General features: G+C 72.0%; 20 protein-coding genes. 11 read left to right on the top strand and 9 right to left on the bottom strand.

The window, feature by feature from the left end:
- Positions 1-3: 3 nt before the first annotated feature.
- The 4 genes from VSH64_RS42465 (at position 4) to VSH64_RS42450 (ending at position 2,851) form a co-directional block, all read left to right on the top strand.
- Entirely contained in the window at positions 4-507 is a 504-nt protein-coding gene (locus tag VSH64_RS42465) for a GtrA family protein (protein WP_326568363.1), read from the top strand.
- Positions 508-544: 37 nt separating this feature from the next.
- Positions 545-1,069: a GtrA family protein gene (locus VSH64_RS42460; RefSeq protein WP_326568362.1), complete on the top strand. Its 525-nt coding sequence runs from the start codon at positions 545-547 to the stop codon at positions 1,067-1,069.
- Between the two features lie 220 nt (positions 1,070-1,289).
- Positions 1,290-2,123: an NmrA family NAD(P)-binding protein gene (locus tag VSH64_RS42455; RefSeq protein WP_326568361.1), complete on the top strand. Its 834-nt coding sequence runs from the start codon at positions 1,290-1,292 to the stop codon at positions 2,121-2,123.
- 68 nt (positions 2,124-2,191) lie between these two features.
- A complete protein-coding gene (locus VSH64_RS42450; protein WP_326568360.1) occupies positions 2,192-2,851 on the top strand; it encodes a hypothetical protein in 660 nt (219 codons plus the stop codon).
- Here VSH64_RS42450 and VSH64_RS42445 read toward each other — a convergent pair.
- Positions 2,848-4,131 (bottom strand): ATP-binding protein, encoded by a 1,284-nt coding sequence (locus tag VSH64_RS42445; RefSeq protein ID WP_326838193.1) that lies wholly within the window; start codon positions 4,129-4,131, stop codon positions 2,848-2,850. The genes VSH64_RS42450 and VSH64_RS42445 overlap by 4 nt on opposite strands.
- 15 nt (positions 4,132-4,146) lie before the next feature.
- Positions 4,147-4,848 (bottom strand): response regulator transcription factor, encoded by a 702-nt coding sequence (locus VSH64_RS42440; protein WP_326838192.1) that lies wholly within the window; start codon positions 4,846-4,848, stop codon positions 4,147-4,149.
- Between the two features lie 42 nt (positions 4,849-4,890).
- Between VSH64_RS42440 and hisN the strand changes: the two genes are divergently transcribed.
- Entirely contained in the window at positions 4,891-5,679 is a 789-nt protein-coding gene (gene hisN, locus VSH64_RS42435) for a histidinol-phosphatase (RefSeq protein ID WP_326568359.1), read from the top strand.
- Between the two features lie 66 nt (positions 5,680-5,745).
- On the opposite strand, the gene VSH64_RS42430 is transcribed toward hisN, so the two are convergent.
- The 6 genes from VSH64_RS42430 to VSH64_RS42405 all read right to left on the bottom strand — a co-directional run bounded on the left by VSH64_RS42430 (position 5,746) and on the right by VSH64_RS42405 (position 9,489).
- Positions 5,746-6,009: a hypothetical protein gene (locus VSH64_RS42430; RefSeq protein ID WP_326568358.1), complete on the bottom strand. Its 264-nt coding sequence runs from the start codon at positions 6,007-6,009 to the stop codon at positions 5,746-5,748.
- Complete coding sequence (locus VSH64_RS42425; RefSeq protein ID WP_326568357.1) at positions 6,006-6,182, bottom strand: TNT domain-containing protein; 177 nt, start codon at positions 6,180-6,182, stop codon at positions 6,006-6,008. The genes VSH64_RS42430 and VSH64_RS42425 overlap by 4 nt, the downstream gene beginning before the upstream one ends.
- On the bottom strand, positions 6,146-6,880 hold the full coding sequence (locus tag VSH64_RS42420; RefSeq protein WP_326568356.1) for a hypothetical protein: 735 nt from the start codon (positions 6,878-6,880) through the stop codon (positions 6,146-6,148). Before VSH64_RS42420 ends, VSH64_RS42425 begins: the two co-directional genes overlap by 37 nt.
- Positions 6,881-7,067: 187 nt before the next feature.
- Positions 7,068-8,009, bottom strand: a complete 942-nt coding sequence (locus VSH64_RS42415) for a hydroxymethylglutaryl-CoA lyase (protein WP_326568355.1) — start codon at positions 8,007-8,009, stop codon at positions 7,068-7,070.
- A gap of 1 nt (position 8,010) precedes the next feature.
- Positions 8,011-8,601 (bottom strand): PH domain-containing protein, encoded by a 591-nt coding sequence (locus VSH64_RS42410; protein WP_326568354.1) that lies wholly within the window; start codon positions 8,599-8,601, stop codon positions 8,011-8,013.
- A 78-nt stretch (positions 8,602-8,679) separates the two neighbouring features.
- The gene (locus VSH64_RS42405) at positions 8,680-9,489 is read right to left on the bottom strand and encodes a biotin--[acetyl-CoA-carboxylase] ligase (RefSeq protein ID WP_326568353.1); all 810 of its coding nucleotides are present in this window, start codon (positions 9,487-9,489) and stop codon (positions 8,680-8,682) included.
- Positions 9,490-9,665: 176 nt separating this feature from the next.
- On the opposite strand from VSH64_RS42405, the gene VSH64_RS42400 reads away from it, so the two are divergent.
- Both VSH64_RS42400 and VSH64_RS42395 read left to right on the top strand, forming a co-directional pair.
- Positions 9,666-10,748 carry a C40 family peptidase gene (locus VSH64_RS42400; protein ID WP_326568352.1) on the top strand — a complete coding sequence of 361 codons (1,083 nt, stop codon included), beginning with the start codon at positions 9,666-9,668 and terminating at the stop codon, positions 10,746-10,748.
- Positions 10,749-10,757: 9 nt separating this feature from the next.
- A complete protein-coding gene (locus VSH64_RS42395; RefSeq protein ID WP_326568351.1) occupies positions 10,758-12,092 on the top strand; it encodes a hypothetical protein in 1,335 nt (444 codons plus the stop codon).
- Here VSH64_RS42395 and VSH64_RS42390 read toward each other — a convergent pair whose 3' ends face one another.
- Positions 12,093-12,803, bottom strand: coding sequence for an SDR family NAD(P)-dependent oxidoreductase (locus VSH64_RS42390; protein WP_326568350.1), 711 nt, complete (start codon positions 12,801-12,803; stop codon positions 12,093-12,095).
- An 82-nt stretch (positions 12,804-12,885) separates the two neighbouring features.
- Here VSH64_RS42390 and VSH64_RS42385 point away from each other — a divergent pair, with 82 nt between their 5' ends.
- Genes VSH64_RS42385 through VSH64_RS42370 form a run of 4 tightly spaced genes read left to right on the top strand, consistent with a single transcriptional unit; the run spans position 12,886 to position 15,114 of the window.
- Positions 12,886-13,815, top strand: a complete 930-nt coding sequence (locus VSH64_RS42385; protein WP_326568349.1) for an AraC family transcriptional regulator — start codon at positions 12,886-12,888, stop codon at positions 13,813-13,815.
- Between the two features lie 26 nt (positions 13,816-13,841).
- A complete protein-coding gene (locus VSH64_RS42380; RefSeq protein WP_326568348.1) occupies positions 13,842-13,991 on the top strand; it encodes a ribbon-helix-helix domain-containing protein in 150 nt (49 codons plus the stop codon).
- A complete protein-coding gene (locus VSH64_RS42375; protein ID WP_326568347.1) occupies positions 13,988-14,305 on the top strand; it encodes a VOC family protein in 318 nt (105 codons plus the stop codon). The genes VSH64_RS42380 and VSH64_RS42375 overlap by 4 nt, the downstream gene beginning before the upstream one ends.
- Entirely contained in the window at positions 14,302-15,114 is an 813-nt protein-coding gene (locus VSH64_RS42370) for a class I SAM-dependent methyltransferase (RefSeq protein ID WP_326568346.1), read from the top strand. The genes VSH64_RS42375 and VSH64_RS42370 overlap by 4 nt, the downstream gene beginning before the upstream one ends.
- Positions 15,115-15,184: the final 70 nt, after the last annotated feature.

The following is a 15,184-nucleotide window of genomic DNA, read 5'->3' as shown; positions in this document are numbered from 1 at the left end:
GCGGTGCGAGGGTTCCTTGCGAAGCACCGCGAGCTGCTGCGGTTCGCCGTGGTCGGCGGAATCAGCTTCCTGATCACCACGGCGATCACCTACGTCCTGAAGTTCACCGTGCTCCGGAACAACCCGGTCACGGCGCTCATCATCGGCGTGCTGATCGCCACGATCTTTTCCTACGTCGCCAACCGGGAGTGGTCCTTCCGCACCCGCGGCGGCCGTGAGCGCGCGCACGAGGCCACGTTGTTCTTCCTCATCAGCGGCGTCGCGCTGGGGCTCAACGCGCTGCCGCAGTGGATCTCACGCTACGTGCTCGACCTGCAGATGCCGCACCTCACGCTGCTCGGCCAGGAGGTCGCCGACTTCGTGAGCGGCATGATCCTCGGGACGCTGCTGGGCACGCTGTTCCGCTGGTGGGCGTTCAAGAAGTGGGTGTTCCCCACGGAGGGTGCCCGCTTGCGTGCGGTCCGGGCATCGGACGATGCGGACATTCCCGGCAGGAAAGCTGCCTGAGACCCAGGGTGACCTCGGGTTCTCTAAACTGGCCGATGTGACCGTTGTCGAGACCGTGCTGGCCCGCACGCCGGAGCCACTGCGCTCGGTGCTCATCAAGCACCGGGAGATGCTGAAGTTCGCGATCGTCGGCGGTACGACCTTCGTCGTCGACAACGGCATCTGGTACCTGCTCAAGCTCACCGTGCTCGAGTCGAAGCCGACCACCGCGAAGGCCATCGCCATCGTGGTGGCCACGATCGTGTCGTACGTGCTCAACCGCGAGTGGTCCTTCCGTACCCGCGGCGGGCGCGAGCGCACCCACGAGGCCGCGTTGTTCTTCGTGATCAGCGGGGTGGCCGTGGTGGTGAACCTGATCCCGCTGTACGCCTCGCGCTACGTGCTGCACCTCGAAGAGCCGTTCGTGTCGCGGTTCGTGCAGGAGTTCGCCGACTTCGCCAGCGGCTCGATCATCGGCATGCTGCTCGCGATGGTGTTCCGGTTCTGGGGCTTCAAGAAGTGGGTGTTCCCGGCCGAACTGGGCGGACGCCGGCGCGAGAAGGTCACGCGCCTGCCGCGCTAATTCGCTTGTTCGCGGACAAGTACTTGCCTACTGTCCTGGTTGTTGTTGTTCCTTCTTGAGACGCCACCCCGGCTTCGACCGGGCCGGCGGGACGAATCCGAGGTGGTCGCCGAGCGCGAAGAGGACCGCACCCGTTGCCGGGTGACGGTTGGAGCCTTTTCCGTCTCGTGCCCTCACCCGCTCTTGTGCGGGTTTTCGTTCTCCCTCAAGGAGTTCTTTCGTGATTCTCGTTCTCGGCGCCACCGGCAAGGTCGGCCGCGCCCTCGTGCCCGCTCTCCTCGACGCCGGCGCCCCCGTCCGCGCCCTCACCCGCGACCCGGCGCGCGCCGTGGTCGACCCTCGCGCCGAAGTGGTGCGCGGCGACCTCGACCACGTCGAGTCCCTGCCGCTGGCCGGCGTCGACCGCGTTTTCGTGCTCACGTCCGGCCACGGCGGTGACACCGTGGCCCAGGAAACCGCGCTCGCGCAAGCCGCGGCGCGGGCCGGGGTGAGCCGGCTCGTGAAGCTGTCCACCACCGGCGTCCACTTCGGACAGACCGACCCGATCAGCCTCGCCCACGCCCGCGCCGAGCAGGCGATCCGCGAAGCCGGTCCGGCGTGGACGATCCTGCGCCCCGGCGCCTTCATGGCCAACCGCCGGTTCTGGCTCCAATCCGCTCGCACCGACGGCGCGGTGTACGTGCCCGAAGGCGATCCGGCGTCCGCGCTCATCCACGTGCGGGACATCGCCGCCGTCGCCACGCTCGTGCTCACCACCCCCGGCCACGAAGGCGCCACCTACGAGCTCACCGGCGGCGAAGCGCTCACGCCGGAACAGCAGGTGAAGATCCTCGGCGAGGCACTCGGCCGCCCGGTGCGCTACGTCGAGGAACCCGAGCCCGCCGCCCGCGCGCGCCTGCTCGCGCTGGGCTGGCCGGCGCGGGCGGTCGACGGCGCCTTCGAGCTGAAACGCCAATCCGCCGGCCGCGAGCACGTCGTGTTCGACACCGTGGCGCGGCTGCTCGGCCGCGAACCGCTCACCTTCGCCGACTGGGCCCGCGAAGCCGTCGGATGACCGGCCCCGCGGCCGGGGACCGGTCCCCGGCCGCGGCTCTAGCCTCGGCGCCGGGAAGGGGGCGCCAGGTGGACGCGGAACCGGCGGTGCCCGCGTACGTGCTCGTCATCGGCGCGATCTGGCTGCTGGGGATGACCTGGTACACCTTCGCGAAGATCCGTTCGTCCCGAGCGCACCGCCGCCGGCAGGTGCGGCAGATCGCCGGGATCAGGGAGACGAAGCCAGGGCCCGCCGAGCTGGGTGCGCTGGTCTCCGTACACCGCTCGTCGGGCCACCGCCGTCGTCGCGGCGCGGGGTGGGCCACCGTGCTCGGGTTCGCCGGGTTCGTGGCCGTGCTGTGGTTCGGCTTCACCGCGCTCGGCGACGACTCCCGCGACCACATGGTGCCGATCGGCGGCTACGCGGCGCTCGCCGGTCTCGCGTTCACCGCCCTGGTGAGCGGGCTGAGCGTCGGCCGGCACGACCGGCGCCACGGCGACGAGGAGTTCCGGCTGCACGAAGGCGGTTTCGTCCACACCGATCGCCACGGAACGAAGACGGTCAAGTGGGCCGACGTCGCCTACGTGCACCTGCGCAGCGGAGGGACGAACTGGACCGCGGCCGGCAAGGTCGAACTCCGCGACGGCACGCGGATCGTCGTCGCGGGCATGGTGGACAACGGCTTCTCGCTGCTCGAAACGGCGCAGCAAGCGGTTCACCTCGGCCGCTACCCGCGCCGGACGCGCTAACGCGGCACGGGCTCCGCCGGCCAGCGCACCTCACCGACATCGTCCGGACGCGGCACCTTCAAGAACAGACTGAAGATCGCGGGCCGCTTGTTCGACAACTCCAGCCGGCCGCCGTCGGCCTCGACGAGGGCGCGAGCCAGGGCCAGGCCCACGCCGGTCGAGCCGCCGCCGGAGAAGCCGCGTTCGAAGATGTGCGGGGCGATCTCGTCGGGCACGCCGGAGCCGGTGTCGCCGACCTCGATGACCACGGTGGCGTCGGACTCGCCGCGGCGCGCGGCCAGCGTCACGGTGCCCGCGCCGTGGCGCAGCGCGTTGTCCAGCAGCACGCCGATGACCTCCCGCAGGCGGCCCGGCGTTGCGCGGGCCATGAGGCCGTCGGCGATCTTCAGGCGCAGGTTGCGGCCCTCGACGCGCAGCAGCTGCCGCCACTCCTCGGCGACTTGCGGCAGCGTCGCGGGCAGGTCCACGGGCTCGGCGTCCACCTCACGCGCCGCGCGGGCGGCGGCGAGCAGTTCGTCGAGCGCTTCGGCCAGGCGGTCGGCCTGCTCCTGCGCGGCGCGCGATTCCTCCACCACGTCCGGATCGCCGTGCACGGTGAGCGGTTCGAGCCGCAGCTGCAACGCGGTGAGCCGGCTGCGCAGCTGGTGCGACACGTCGCCGACGAGCTGCCGTTCCCGCTGCACGAGCTGCGCCAGCGCCGAAGCCGACGTGTCCAGCGCCTCGGCGACCATGTCCAGCTCGGCCACGCGGTAGCGCCCCGGATCGGGCCGGAAGTCGCCACCGCCGAGGCGCGACGCGCGGTCGGCCACGTGTCTCAGCGGTTTCGCCAGCCGGCGCGCGGTCACCGTGGCCACCACCGCGCCGGTGCCGACGGACAGCACCACCAGCAGCACCACGAGCAGCGTCACCTGCGTCTGCTTCGTGCGCACCGGGCCGCTCGGGATCGCCAGGATCACTTCACCGTGGCGCGCGGTCGGCACCCGCTCGACCACCGGGTCCGCACCCGGGTCGACGCCGAGGTGCTTCTCGATCAGGCCGTCGCCGCGCACGGTGAGCAGGCCGCCGTGCGGCACGCCCACACGGAACTGCTCGATGTCGATGTCCTGGCCGTTGGCCACCTGCGTGTCCACGGTCGCGGCGATGCTGCGCGCGCGCTCGGCCAGGCTCTCGCGGTTGAGGTTCTCCACCAGCCGCCAGGCCGTGACGCCCAGCGGGATGCCCAGCACCGCCGCGGTGACGAGCACGGCCAACAGGATCGCCATCAGGATGCGTCGGCGCATGCTCATCCCGCGAGGCTATTCGACGTTGAAGCGGAAGCCGACACCGCGGACGGTCGCGATCCGCCGCTCGCCGTCGGTGTGCGTGGACTTCGCGGGCCGCCCGGCCGCCTCGTCCGCCGCCACGGCGAGCTTCCGGCGCAGCCACGACATGTGCATGTCGAGCGTTTTCGACGTCTTCGACTCCAGCTCGTTCCACACCTCGGCGAGGATCTCGTCGCGGCTCACGACCTGGCCCGCGCGGCTCATCAGCACGCGCAGCAGCTCGAACTCCTTGTTCGCCAGCTGCACCTCGTGCGTGTCCACCGTGACCAGGCGCGCGCCGAGGTCCATGCGGACCCCACCGGACTCGAGCACCTCCGGCACCCGGCGGCGCAGCAGCGCGCGGATGCGGGCGAGCAGCTCGGCCAGCCGGAACGGTTTGGCCACGTAGTCGTCGGCCCCCGCGTCGAGCCCCACCACGAAGTCGACCTCGTCGGTGCGGGCGGTGAGCATGAGCACCGGCAGCTCCGTGCCACCGGCCCGGAGTCTGCGGCACACCTCCAGCCCGTCCATGCCGGGCAGGCCCAGATCGAGCACGAGCAGGTCGACGCGGTGGGCGGAGGTGGCGCCGAGCACCGCCGGTCCGTCGGTGACGACCTCGACCTCGTACCCCTCCCGCTGCAGCGCCCGGGACAGCGGCTCGGCGATGGTGGGGTCGTCTTCGGCAAGTAGGACCATGCTCACCTGAGCAACCTTACGGCGAACACCCGTGAAACCATCGTGACCGTGCCTGGCTACGAGGATGATCTGACCCTTGCCACCCGGCTGGCTGACGCCGCCGACGCGATCACCACAGCGCGTTTTCGCGCGCTCGACCTCTCGGTGTCCCGCAAACCCGACCGCACCCCGGTGACCGATGCCGACACCGCGGTCGAGGATGCGATCCGTGCGATCCTCGCCACAGAGCGCCCCGGCGACGCCGTGGCGGGCGAGGAACGCGGCGGTACCGCGGGCGCGACGGGGCGTGCCTGGGTGGTCGACCCGATCGACGGAACCAAGAACTTCCTGCGCGGCGTGCCGGTGTGGGCCACGCTGATCGCCCTGGTCGAGGACGGTTCCCCCGTCGTCGGCATGATCAGCGCGCCCCTGCTCGGCCGCCGTTGGTGGGCTTCCCGCGGCGACGGCGCGTACAGCAGCGACGTCGCCGGTTCGCGCCGCTTGTCCGTGTCGGCCGTGGCGACGCTCGAAGACGCTTACCTGTCCACGACGGACCTCAACTCGTGGACCGAGTACCACTCCCGCGAGAAGTACCTCGCGCTCACCGAGGCCTGCTGGGAAAGCCGCGCCTTCGGCGACTTCTGGCACCACTGCCTCGTGGCGGAGGGCGCGCTCGACCTCGCGGCCGAATGCATCGTGAACCCGTGGGACGTCGCGGCCGCCCAGGTCCTGGTGACGGAGGCCGGCGGTCGGTTCAGCGACCTCACGGGGGCGGCGACGTATGAAGGCGGGTCGGCGTTGTCGTCGAACGGGTTGCTGCACGAGGCGGCGTTGGGGATTCTGAAGCGCTGAGGTGCTGCTCGCCTTCACGGACGCTGATCCGTGAAGGCGACTTCGCCGAACGCAGCCGGCCCAGGCTCAGGGAGTCCCCGGCAACACGCCCACCGCACCGCGGGCGACCTGCGACCACGCGAGCCGGCCGAAGAGGTAGTGGCACGCGACCTGCTCCGACGTGAAGCGGGCCCAGTCGTAACGGTTGCCCTGCTCGCGCCAGAAGACTTCCCAGCCCTCGTCGGCGGCGGGCATGAGGCACCAGGCGTTGTCGGCCTCGGTGCCGACGGACACGACTTCCGCGGGCACCCCCAGGCGGTCGAGCCAGCGGCGGATCGACTGGGTGTTCATCGCGTCTCCCGTGTCACGTCGGCCAGGAACCCCAGGGTGACCAGTTCGTCGGCGGCCAGCACGGCGCGGTAGCGGGTGCCGCCGCCCGGGCGGCCGGCCCACGCCGCGGCGGTCGACCGCCACATCGGCACGGGTTTCACCACGCGGTAGCGCCGGTAGCCGGCGTCGCGCACCGAGTCCGGCAGCGAGCGCTGCGCGAACGGCGTGCCGTCGGGGGAAAGAGGCGGCCGTGTTCGTCGCCGAACCGGTCGAGCAGGGTGTTTTCGGGCAGTACCACCGCGTTCTCCGCCACCGCCGGTGGCCACGTGTCGCCGTCGGCCGGCTCGTGGCCGGCCACCACGGCGGCGGGCGGCTCGGGGTCGGCGGGTGGCGCGGGCGTGCGACGGAGGCCGCGGGACACGTACTCGAGCGTCGCGGTGTCGTCGAGCAGCGCCGAGTCCGGGTGGTCGAACGGGCCGGAACCGTTGTCCGGCAACGGCAGCTGCAGCGCCGGGCGGTCCGCCGCCACCGGCAGGTGCCCGATCGGGAACATGTGCACCAGGAACAGCGCCAGCACGCTCTCGCGCTCGGTGCGCAGTGCGCCCATCGGCGGAAGTGGCGGCGGCTGCGGCGCGGCGTACGGGTGCGGCGCCGGACCGCGATAGACCTGATGCGGGGGGTACTGCTGCGCCCGGAACGGCGGTGGCACGCGCGCACCCGGCGGCCGGGGCGGTGCTTGCGGCACCGGCGGGAGCCGGGTGCCGGTCGGGGGCGTCGGAACGTCGTCGGCCGCGCGGGCGAACCGGTCGTCGAGCGAGCCGCCGTACTGCACGGGCACCCGGATGGGCCCGGTGGCCAGGTCGGTGTCGGCCGGTTCGGCGTGTTCGGACACGGACACCCTCTTCTCGGTTGCTCCGACATCGACAAAGACGTCCGCCGCGCCGCCCGGTTCCCCGCAATTCCCCGAAAGGAGGAACTTTTTCGCGACGCCGGACAAGGTGCTGAAACCACCTTATCCGGCGCGGGCGATCTTCCGCGTCAGCAACGCCCGGTGCCGGGCTACCGGAACACCCGGACCGTCAGCCGGCGAGCGCGTTCACGACCCGCGAAGGCGAGGGACGGCCGAGCCGCTCCGCCATCCACACGCTCGTGTCCACCAGCTTGCCGAGGTCCACGCCGTGCTCCACGCCGAGACCTTCGAGCAGCCACACGAGGTCTTCGGTCGCGAGGTTGCCCGTGGCCGACTCGGCGTAGGGGCAGCCGCCGAGGCCGCCGGCCGAAGAGTCCACAGTGGACACGCCGGCGCGCAGGGCCGCCTCGGTGTTGGCCAGCGCCTGGCCGTAGGTGTCGTGGAAGTGCACGGCCAGTGTCGAAACGTCCACACCGGACTTGCCGAAGGTCTCGATCAGCCGCGTGACCTGGCCCGTGGTCGCGACGCCGATGGTGTCGCCCAGCGAGAGCTGCGAGCAGCCGAAGTCGAGCAGCCGCTGCCCGGCGCGCACGACCTGCTCGGCCGCCACCACGCCCTCCCACGGGTCGCCGAAGCACATCGACAGGTAGCCGCGCACGTCAAGGCCTTCGGCGCGCGCCCGCGTGACGACCGGCTCGAACATCGCGAACTGCTCGTCGAGCGTGGAGTTCAGGTTGCGCTGGGCGAAGGTCTCGGTGGCACTGGCGAAGATCGCGATGTCGGACACGCCGGCGTCGAGCGCCCGGTTGAGGCCACGCTCGTTGGGCACGAGCACCGGGTAGCGCACGCCCTCGCGGCGGTCGAGGCCGGCGAGCAACTGTTCGGCGTCGGCGAGCTGCGGCACCCACTTCGGGTGCACGAAGCTGGTCGCCTCGAGCGTGGTGAGACCGGCGCCGGCGAGGCGGTCGAGGAACTCGAGCTTCACCTCGACCGGCACGACCGACTTCTCGTTCTGCAGGCCGTCGCGCGGGCCGACCTCCCAGATCGTGACGCGCGCCGGCAGTCCCTCGGCGGGGACGCGTTCGGGCAGGCCCACTTCGCGGGCGCCCACGTCAGCGCCGCCTTCCGCGCGGCGGGTGGTTCGGCGGCAGCGGCTCGGTGTCCTGCGGACCGCCCTGCGGCCCCGCACCGGGCGCGCCGCGGTAGTCGTCGTACGGGTTGTCGTTGACCTCGCGGTAGATCACCGTGTGCACGCGCTCGACGTGGGGGATGTCGTCGAACTTCAGCGGCTCGTCCGACGCCGACTCGATGATCAGCGTGCCGCAGCCGAACACTCGGTCCAGCAGGCCGTGCTCGAACTGGACGCTGTTGATGCGCGACATCGGGATGTCGATGCCGGTGCGCTTCACCACGCCTTCGCGCGCGATCAGCCGGTCGGTGGTCACGATGAAGTGCGTGGTCCGCCAGCGCACCACCGGCGCGAGGAACAGCCACACCACGAGCACCAACGCCACCACGCCGATGGCGATCATCCCGACGTTGTTCCACGGCGGCGCCGCGTCCTGCGCCAGCAGGATCAGCCACACGGCGGCCGCGATCGTGATCACGAAGGCCACGAACGGGAAAATCAGCATCTTGAAGTGCGGGTGGCTGTGCACCACCACCTGCTCGTTCTGGCTCAGCAAATCGTCCGGATAGGCCACGGCGGACGCTCCCCTGTTTCGTGTCTGCGCTGGTCGACTCACCGTACCGGCGCGGGCCCGCCCGCGGCGCGATTGGGGTCAGGCCGGTCGGACGTGCACCACGTCGCCGGCCGACACCGTCACGCGGCGGCCGTCGGTGGCGTCGACCAGCAGCTGCCCGGCCGCGTCGAGGTCGGCCGCGCGGCCGGTGAGGACGCGGCCGCCGGGCAGCTCCACCCGCACCTCCTGGCCGAGGGTGGCGCAGTGGGCGCGGTAGTCGTCGAGCAGGCCGGCGGCGGTGAGGTCACCGACCGCGGCGCGCCAGCGGCGTTCGAGGTCGGCGAAGCGCGTGAGCAGGGCCATCGCCACCTCGGTGCGGTCGGGCTCGGCGGCGCCCTGTTCGGCGAGGGAGGTCGCGGGCAGCCCGCCCGGCCCGGCCGGCACGTCCTCCCCCAGCGGCAGCACGTTGAGGCCGATACCGAGCACGACGCCGGGCTCGGCGCCCGCGACGGCCTCGGCCAGGATCCCCGCGCACTTGGCGCGCTCGGGCCCGGCCAGCACGTCGTTGGGCCACTTCAACACCGCGTCAACACCCATCTGGGCGGCAACCGCGCGCACCGCGAGCCCCGCCACCACGGACAGTGAGCCCAACGCGGCGAACGGGACCCCAGCGGGCCGCAGCGCCACGCTCAAGTACAGCCCGGCGCCCTTCGGCGAGCTCCACGACCGGGCCCGCCGGCCGACCCCCGCGGTCTGCTGTTCGGCGAGCAGCACCGTGCGGTCCGCAGCGCCGTTTTCCAGGGCTTCGCGCAGGTCGGCGTTGGTGGAACCGGTGGTCTCCACCAGGTCCACGCGGGCGTACCGATCGCCGAGTCCATCCCGCAGTCGCGCTGCGTCCATGCCAGACATGTGCCCAGAATATGAGAGTCCCCCTAACGTGCAAGCCACTCGCTCGTTACGCAGAGGTGCGCTCTTCTAGATTGGACGCCGTGACGCCGCCTGACCCCGAGCACAGCGTTGTGCCCGATTCACCAGCCGTGCCCGAATCGGCCGCTGCGCGCGAGCCGAAAGCTGTCCCGGAACCGGTGGCCGTCCCGGATTCGAAAGCTGCCGTCGCCGGCAAGTCGTGGGCTCGCGGCGCCGTCCACCGTGGACTCGTCGCGCTGCCGCTCGTGGCCGGCCTGGCCACCGCGGGCTGGCTCGTGGCCGACCGCGACCGACCCGCGCCGCCCGCTCCCGTCGCGGCGGCCGCCGCTGCCGCCACGGCGGGACCGTCGGTGCTCCAGGTGAGCGCGCCGGTCGCGGCGCAGGAACCCGGGCAGGGCGCGTCGGGCGGCGGCGGGAAGACGCCGTTGCAGCAGTGGGCCGAGTCGCTCTCCGGCCCGCTCGACATCCCCGCCGCCGCGTTGATCGGCTACGCCAACGGCGAGCTCGCGCTGCGCTCCGAAGACCCCGGCTGCCACCTCTCGTGGGTCACGCTCGCGGGCGTCGGCGAGGCCGGCTCCGACCACGGCCGCCACGGCGACAACCCGATGGGCCTCTCGCCGGCCGCGTGGAAGAAGTACGGCGCGAAGGTGCCCGGCATCGACAAGCCGGCGCTGACCGATCCCGACTCGGCCTCGGTCGCGGCCGGTCGAGCCCTCTGCGCCGGGGGCGCCGACCTCTCCGCCGGCACCGGCTGGTGGAAGTCGATCGCCGCGTACGCGAGCAAGGACAGCGAGCTCTTCCGCCAGCGCGTGCTCGGCAACGCCCAGCTCTACGCCACGCTCTCGCTGGACCCGGCGAAGGCGTCCTCGCCGGCCGTCCGTGCCACCCGCTTCGCCCTCGGCCAGCTCGGTCTGCCCTATGTCTGGGGCGGCAACGGGCCCGACGCCGGCGCCGCGGGCTTCGACTGCTCCGGCCTCACCAAGGCCTCCTACGACAGCGCCGGTGTCACGTTGCCCCGCACCGCCGACAGCCAATTCCGCTCCCTGCCGCCCGTCACCGGCGAACCGCAGCTGGGCGACCTGGTCTTCTACGGTTCCCCGGCCACCCGCATCCACCACGTCGGCCTGTACCTGGGCAACGGTCTGATGATCAACGCGCCGACCGAGGGCCAGGCCATCCAGATCCACACCTACCACTCGCGTGGCGACGATTACGCCGGAGCGGGCCGGCCGGCCCAGTAGCCTGGCGCGGTGCACAGCACCGACTCGGTCGAGCTGCTCGCGCGGTACGCGCGGGTGAGTGCGGACAAGACGTTCCTGCCGGACGAGGGCATCTCCGTTGCCCGGGTCACGGACGCGACGAGGCCCGACGCCGAAGCCTTGGGCGCGGCCGGGAAACCGCCCGACGCGGTGCGCCGGTTCACCCACGACGACGCGGTGGCCGAGCTCCGCACGCTGGGCGCCGAGTGGGAGCTCGGCGCCGCGGCGTCGGCGTGGGTCGCCGGGCTGTGGTCAGCGTCGTGGGCGTGGCGGCCCGCGTTGACCGGGGTTCTCCTCGCTCGTGAACTGCCTGAGCACGACGCTGTGCCTTACCGGACGTCGAGCACCTGCCGAGTCTGCGGCACGGACGCGAAGCCGGCGCTCGCCCCGACCGACGCGTGGTACCGGCGGCACACCGGGGGCGTGCCGATCGACGGGGACGTGCCGGGGTACGTGCTGGCGCTGGAAGAGCTGAGCGGCCGGCCCCGGCCTGTGCCCTCCGAGTACGACCGGTGGGTGTTGCGCGCGGTGCTCACCGTGCTGCGGACGCTGCCCGCCGACAAGCGGTACAGCGCGGCGCGCGCTGAGCTCAAGCGCCTCCGGTTGCTGGACACGACCGCGGTCCACGCGTACGGCAGCGTGCTCGAGGAGCTCGCGCTCGTCGGCGTCGTGGCCACGGCGGAGCACCCCGGGCTGGTGGAGCGCTGGTCGGACTACGTCGAGCGCGACCAGCGGCCGAACGAGCGCGTCGAGGTGCAGGCGCCGCTCGCGTGGTGGCAGTCGTCCGACGGGCTGCGCGAAGACGTGGTGCGCGAAGTGTTCGCGGATTTCGACACCTCCGAGGTGGACCTCGACCAGCGCCCGACGCCGGACCCGAAGCCCGGCGCGACCATCGTGGCCGCCACCGCCAAGCGGGCTCGCGCGCTGGCCAAGCAATCCGCGACCAAGGTTCCGCGCTCCGCCGGCACCGGCCCGGCGTCGGTCGGCGACGTGTACGCGATGCGCGTCTCGGCCGATCGGTGGGTGACCCTCTACGTCTGGTCGGTCGACTCGTCGGGTGCCCGCGCGTACGCGGAAGTGGAGTTCCTGGCCGGCCTGTTCCCGGAAGTCCCGGGCCCCACCGAGCTGTCCGACCGCGTCCAGCCCCGCTTCGACGGCCGTTGGCGCTACCGCGCGCACTCCCTCGAAAAGGCCCCGAACACCCGGCGCGTCACCCAGGGCCGCCCCGCCCCGGCGGGCGACGGACCCCCGCCGGACCGTTCACCCTCCGGGAACGCGAAGGACCTGCGCTCCCTCGCCGCCGCCTGTTTTCGCGAGCTGCGCTGATCACCACCGGTCGGGAACCACCTTCTCGAGCGGCCGACGGTCGGCGTGCATGGTCCACAGCAGGTCCGCCAAGTCGGCCGGGTCGGCGGCGGGGAACGCGGCGTCGGGCCGGCCCGACGCGCGGTAGTGCTCGTCGAAGGGCGTACCGGTGATGCGCGCGCCGATGTGGAGCTGGCCCACGAACACACCGCGGTCCGCGACTTCCGCGGCGAGCGCCTGCAGGTAGTTGCGCTGGGCGGCCAGCAGTGGCGGCCAGCCGCTCATCCCCGCGCGTCCGGTCACGGCGGCGGCGCCCTGGGCGGTGAGGATCGCGCCGTCACCACGGCCGAGCATGGCGGGCAGGAACTCGCCGACCACCGCGATGAGGCTGTCGAGGGTCAGCGGCATCAGTTCGTGGAGCCGGGCGGCGGTGAGCGACACGGCCGGGATGAAGTCCGGGTCCGCGGGTGAAGGGGCGTAGTACACGACGGCCGGATCGCCTACCAGAGCACGGATCCGCGTCGCGAGCGCCGGAATCCGCGAGGTCTCGGAGAGATCGGCCGGGAGCACGTGGGCTTTGGTGCCGTCGGTCGCCAGAGCGGAGGCGAACTCCTCCAGCGGAGCCGCGCGGCGGGCGACGAGGACAACGTCGTAACCCGCCTTTCCGTAGCGACGGGCGAGCGCGCGGCCGACACCCGGGCCGGCACCGAAAACAACGATCGACTGGGTCATGGCGACGAGTCAACCCGTCGCCGGCAAGACGAACCATGGTCAGCGGTCCACAATTCCTTTGTGATCGTCTACGTTGACTGACGTGGACGTACTGACCGACCTCCTGCACCGCGCCCGCGCCAGGACCGCGCTGGTGCGCCAGCTGATCCAGCGCCCGCCGTGGTCCGTGGCGTACGAGGAAGCGCCCGCGCTGACCGTGCTGACGGCCCTCGGCGGTCCCGCGTGGCTCCGTCTCGGCGACGGCGAACCGCGACGGCTCGACGCCGGCGACATCGCGCTGGTCGCCGCCCCCGCGTACACGATCGCCGACGATCCGGGCACGCCCACGCAGATCACGATCCGCGGCAACCACAAGTACCTGCCCGGCGGTGAACCCGTGACCGAGCAATGGTTTCTCGCCCCGCGCACGTACGGCGACGGCCGGCCCGACGCCACGGTGGTGCTTCGAGCGGCGTACGAACTCCACGGCGAGGTGAGCGATCGACTCCTCGCGCTGCTCCCCGACCTGGCCGTGGTGCCCGCGGGACCGCGCACCAACGCGACGCTGAGCCTGCTCGCCGCCGAGGTCTCCCGCGACGAGCCGGGCCAGGACGCGGTGCTCAACCGGCTGCTGGATCTGGTGCTGGTGCAGGCGTTGCGGGCGTGGTGCGCCGGTTCGCCGACCCCGCCGGCCTGGTACCGCGCGCTCGGCGACCCCGCGATCGGTGCGGCGCTCGGCCTGCTGCACGCCGAGCCGGCGAGACGGTGGACGGTCGCCGGTCTGGCCGCTGAAGTCGGCCTGTCCCGAGCCGCGTTCGCCGCCCGGTTCACGGCGCTCGTCGGCGAACCGCCGCTGACCTACCTCACCGGCTGGCGCCTGACGCTGGCCGCCGATCTGTTGCGGGACAACGAGAAGTCCGTCCGGCAGATCGCCAACGCGGTGGGTTACGCGGACGCCTTCGCGTTCAGCGTGGCGTTCAAGCGCGGCCGGGGGATCAGCCCGTCGTTGTGGCGCGCGGAGGTTGCCGGCTAGCTTGCTAGCATGCTAGCTTCGGCGGCATGGCCGACGAGGACGTGAAGCAGTTCAACGTGTACCTGCCCGTCAGCCTGATCAAGCAGGTGAAGATCCGCGCGATCGAAACGGGCTCGTCGCTGTCCGCCCTGGTCACGCAGGCGCTGCGCGAGTACCTCGAAGAGGAGGCCGAATGACCGCCGAAGGCATCGAGGCTGTGTACCTCGAGACGCACAACTGGGGCAAGGCCGCGAAGTTCTTCCAGTCACTGGGGTTCGACCTGGAGTTCGAGACCGACCACCACTCGGGGCAGTTCCGTGCGAACCACGGGCCGACCGTGTTCATCGCCGAGGTGCCACCGACACAGGAAACCCGCACACAGATCGTGATCAAGGCGGCCGAGCCGGGCCCGGACGTCGAAGTGGTGACCCCGTACGAGGACACGCACTACGGCACGCGCGAGATGACCGTGCGCGATCCCGACGGTCGCTTGTGGACACTCCAGGCATGAGCGTGGACAACACCGCGCTGCGCACCGCGTTGTGGCGCGCCCTGCACCTGGAGGTCGACGCGGCGCCGGCCGTGTTCGAGGACCGCGTCGGGCTGGAGATCGCGGCACCGGACGAGGGCTGGCGGCAGCGGCCGGACATGGATCCCGTGGCCACACAAGGGTTTCGGGCGAGCATGGTCGCGCGGGCGCGGTTCGTGGAGGAGCTGGTGCGCGACCGGAACCCGGACCAGTACGTGATCCTCGGTGCCGGGCTCGACTCCTTCGCCCAGCGTGAGCCCGGCGTCGTCAAGGTGTTCGAGATCGACCAGCCCGGCACGCAGGCCTGGAAACGCGAGCGGCTGCGAGCCCTCGGCTACCCGCTGCCCACGCTCGTGCCGGTCGATTTCGAAGCCGGCCGGTCGTGGCCGGCCGAGCTCGCCGCCGCCGGGTTCGACCCGACGAAGCCGGCCGTGTTCGCGTCCACCGGCGTGAGCATGTACCTCGAAAAGGCCACCACCGCGCAGACGCTTCGCGACATCGCCGCCCTGGCGCCGGGCACCACGCTGGCCATGACGTTCCTGCTGCCGCCGGACCTGCTCGACTCCGCCGACCGCCCCGGGCTGCGCGCCGGCCAGGACGGCGCGAAGGTCGCGGGCACGCCGTTCGTGAGCTTCTACCGGCCCGAGGAGATGCTGGACGCCGCGCGCGCCGCCGGATTCACCGACGTGCGCCACGTGCCCGGGTCCGCGCTGGCCGAGCGGTACTTCGCGAACCGCACCGACGGGCTGCGGCCGTCTTCCGGAGAGGACTTCCTGGTCGCTACCGCCTGAGTGCACGCCAAGCGGACGAATGCGCTACTCCACCCTCTAGTTGTTCATTTTCTGACCATACGCCGGACTC

Origin of the sequence: Amycolatopsis rhabdoformis (assembly GCF_035918295.1) — a bacterium.
Lineage (GTDB): Bacteria > Actinomycetota > Actinomycetes > Mycobacteriales > Pseudonocardiaceae > Amycolatopsis > Amycolatopsis rhabdoformis.
This window is presented reverse-complemented; position numbering and strand designations above follow the sequence as displayed.

Excerpts from the sequence above, each read along its gene's own strand:
- VSH64_RS42445 (WP_326838193.1), bottom strand. The coding sequence starts at position 4,131 with ATGCGCCGACGCATCCTGATGGCGATCCTGTTGGCCGTGCTCGTCACC.
- VSH64_RS42440 (WP_326838192.1), bottom strand. The coding sequence starts at position 4,848 with ATGGTCCTACTTGCCGAAGACGACCCCACCATCGCCGAGCCGCTGTCC.
- VSH64_RS42430 (WP_326568358.1), bottom strand. The coding sequence starts at position 6,009 with ATGAACACCCAGTCGATCCGCCGCTGGCTCGACCGCCTGGGGGTGCCC.
- VSH64_RS42405 (WP_326568353.1), bottom strand. The coding sequence starts at position 9,489 with ATGTCTGGCATGGACGCAGCGCGACTGCGGGATGGACTCGGCGATCGG.
- VSH64_RS42390 (WP_326568350.1), bottom strand. The coding sequence starts at position 12,803 with ATGACCCAGTCGATCGTTGTTTTCGGTGCCGGCCCGGGTGTCGGCCGC.
- VSH64_RS42380 (WP_326568348.1), top strand. The coding sequence starts at position 13,842 with ATGGCCGACGAGGACGTGAAGCAGTTCAACGTGTACCTGCCCGTCAGC.
- VSH64_RS42375 (WP_326568347.1), top strand. The coding sequence starts at position 13,988 with ATGACCGCCGAAGGCATCGAGGCTGTGTACCTCGAGACGCACAACTGG.
- VSH64_RS42370 (WP_326568346.1), top strand. The coding sequence starts at position 14,302 with ATGAGCGTGGACAACACCGCGCTGCGCACCGCGTTGTGGCGCGCCCTG.